Below are 1,999 nucleotides of genomic sequence, written 5' to 3'. Positions count from 1 at the left end.
CGGATGGCGATGCCTACGCCATCCGGTATTGTCATACGTTAGCTCGGATCGACTGGCACCACGTTCTCACTTGGGTAACATCCCAGTACCTTCATCGAACGCGTAATTTCACCCAACTCCTTCAATGCTTTTTGCATTTCCGGCGATTCCAGGTTGGCCTGGATATCGAGATAAAACATCTCTTCCCACGGATTACCGTGAATCGGGCGCGATTCCAGCTTGGTCATAATCAGATTATGGTTGCGTAGCACCAGCAGCGCTTCAACCAGCGCACCCGCCTGTTGCCCTGTCGCTATCAACAGCGTGGTTTTCGCCGGAACCTGGTCGGAAACATTAATAGCCTTGCGTGCTAGCACGACAAAACGGGTAATGTTTTGCGTCTGATTCGCTTCAATATGTTCAAGTACCTGCAGACCGTGCAGCACGCCACCGGCTTCGCTGCCCAAGGCTGCCACGTGCGGTGAGTTCGCCTGGGCAACCTTTTCCATTGCTGCCGAGGTGCTTTCGGTATATTCGATTTTCCAGTGCGGATAACGATTGAGGAATTTGCTGCATTGCTGGAACGGTTGCGGATGGCTATACACGGTTTCGATGCTATTCAGGTCCGTAGTACCGGAAACCAGCACGCAGTGGTCGATAATAATGGTCATCTCGCCGACGATGGAGAGGCTGGTGTGCTGCAGCAAGTCGTAAACATCGTTGATCGCGCCAGAGCTGGTGTTCTCAATCGGCACGACCGCGTAGTCCGCCTGTCCGGTTTCGACCTGATTAAAGATATCGGCAAACTTGGCGCAACCGCTTTCAATAAATTGCTCAAAATGGCGAGCGGCATACTGACGCGCAGCGAGGTGCGAATACGAACCTTTTGGCCCCAGAAACGCGACGCGTGCGGAGTGCGGATTGATTTTATTCAGATGCTGCTGCAGGAGCGCCTGCTGGGTGAGAACGGAATCTTCAATAATGAGCTGGAACAGGCGTGTGATGTAGTGGGCATCGAGGTGATGCACTTTACCCAACTGGATCAGTCGGTCCAGCAAATCGCGCTCGCGGTCAATATCGCGCACCGGACGATGAGAAAGCAGTTTTGCTTTACCGACTTCGACGGCCAGACCACGACGCTCAGCCAGCAGGGCCAGTAATTTTTCATCCAGCGAGCTTATCTTATCGCGCAGCGCCAGTAATGGGTTTTCCGGTGTCATAGTGTTGCCTTTTTTATTATCAATAAAAAAGGCCCCCCGTTGTGGGAGGCCTTATTGTTCGTCTTCGCATTATTTATCACACGACGAAACGCCTCCCATTCAGGGGAAGGTAAAAAAGAATGCGAAGAAGAACGGAATAAGTTTCATGTCAATTTCCTTTGGCTACGTCAGTTAAAGTACCTGTACTGTTTTCACCCTGTCAACAAAAAACGCGCCCGAAGGCGCGTTGGCGATACACTCAATGTAAGGGACTACTCTTCTTCTGCTTCGACGAAGTTGGCGTCTTTTACTGAAGTTGTTGCACGACGGGCTTCGCCTTTGTGCTGCACTTTATTGAGCTGCCGTTCCAGCTTGTTGATCAAATCGTTAATAGCGGTGTACATATCTTCGTGCTTAGCGCTGGCAACCAAATGTCCGTTCGGTGTATTGATGGTGGCGTCAGCAGTGAAACCCTGTGGCTCCTTGGACAGAATGATATGTGGATTAATCAGATGAGTTTGCCATTTTTCAAGTTTGGCGAGACGGTCTGCGACATGCTGGCGAATTGCCGGAGTAATTTCCATTTGTTTACTGGTAATGTTCATTGTCATAAATTTTACCTCTTGTCTTTCCCGTCTTGGTGATTCCAGCATACCTTTCCTAATGTCAAAATGTGTGATCTAAATCACATTATTTTGTCGCTTTTTGTCAAGAAAACCTTTTTGTGAGGCACCGCAGGAACAGGCGATCTTTTACTTGAGGAATACCTGAAAGCAGGCCATATTTGATAGGATGCGTTGCAGCTAAACCGCTTCAGTTAC

The 1,999-nt window shown here is 49.6% G+C and carries 3 protein-coding genes and 1 other annotated feature; all 3 genes read right to left on the bottom strand.

The features are described from left to right. Positions 1-38: 38 nt before the first annotated feature. Positions 39-1,199, bottom strand: coding sequence for a bifunctional chorismate mutase/prephenate dehydratase (pheA, locus tag FDW95_RS08960; protein ID WP_115257742.1), 1,161 nt, complete (start codon positions 1,197-1,199; stop codon positions 39-41). A gap of 22 nt (positions 1,200-1,221) precedes the next feature. After that, positions 1,222-1,347 (bottom strand) — a sequence feature (Phe leader region). Next, the gene (gene pheL, locus FDW95_RS08955; RefSeq protein ID WP_101706155.1) at positions 1,299-1,346 is read right to left on the bottom strand and encodes a pheA operon leader peptide PheL; all 48 of its coding nucleotides are present in this window, start codon (positions 1,344-1,346) and stop codon (positions 1,299-1,301) included. It overlaps the preceding feature by 48 nt. A 103-nt stretch (positions 1,348-1,450) precedes the next feature. Next, positions 1,451-1,789, bottom strand: a complete 339-nt coding sequence (gene raiA, locus FDW95_RS08950; protein WP_096756105.1) for a ribosome-associated translation inhibitor RaiA — start codon at positions 1,787-1,789, stop codon at positions 1,451-1,453. Positions 1,790-1,999: the final 210 nt, after the last annotated feature.

This window comes from Citrobacter sp. wls718 (assembly GCF_005280945.1).
GTDB lineage: Bacteria > Pseudomonadota > Gammaproteobacteria > Enterobacterales > Enterobacteriaceae > Citrobacter > Citrobacter gillenii.
Note: the sequence above shows the minus strand (reverse complement) of the source record. Positions and strands in the feature narration are given on the sequence as shown.

Coding starts and splice junctions, on each gene's coding strand:
- pheA (WP_115257742.1), bottom strand. CDS start 1,199: ATGACACCGGAAAACCCATTACTGGCGCTGCGCGATAAGATAAGCTCG.
- raiA (WP_096756105.1), bottom strand. CDS start 1,789: ATGACAATGAACATTACCAGTAAACAAATGGAAATTACTCCGGCAATT.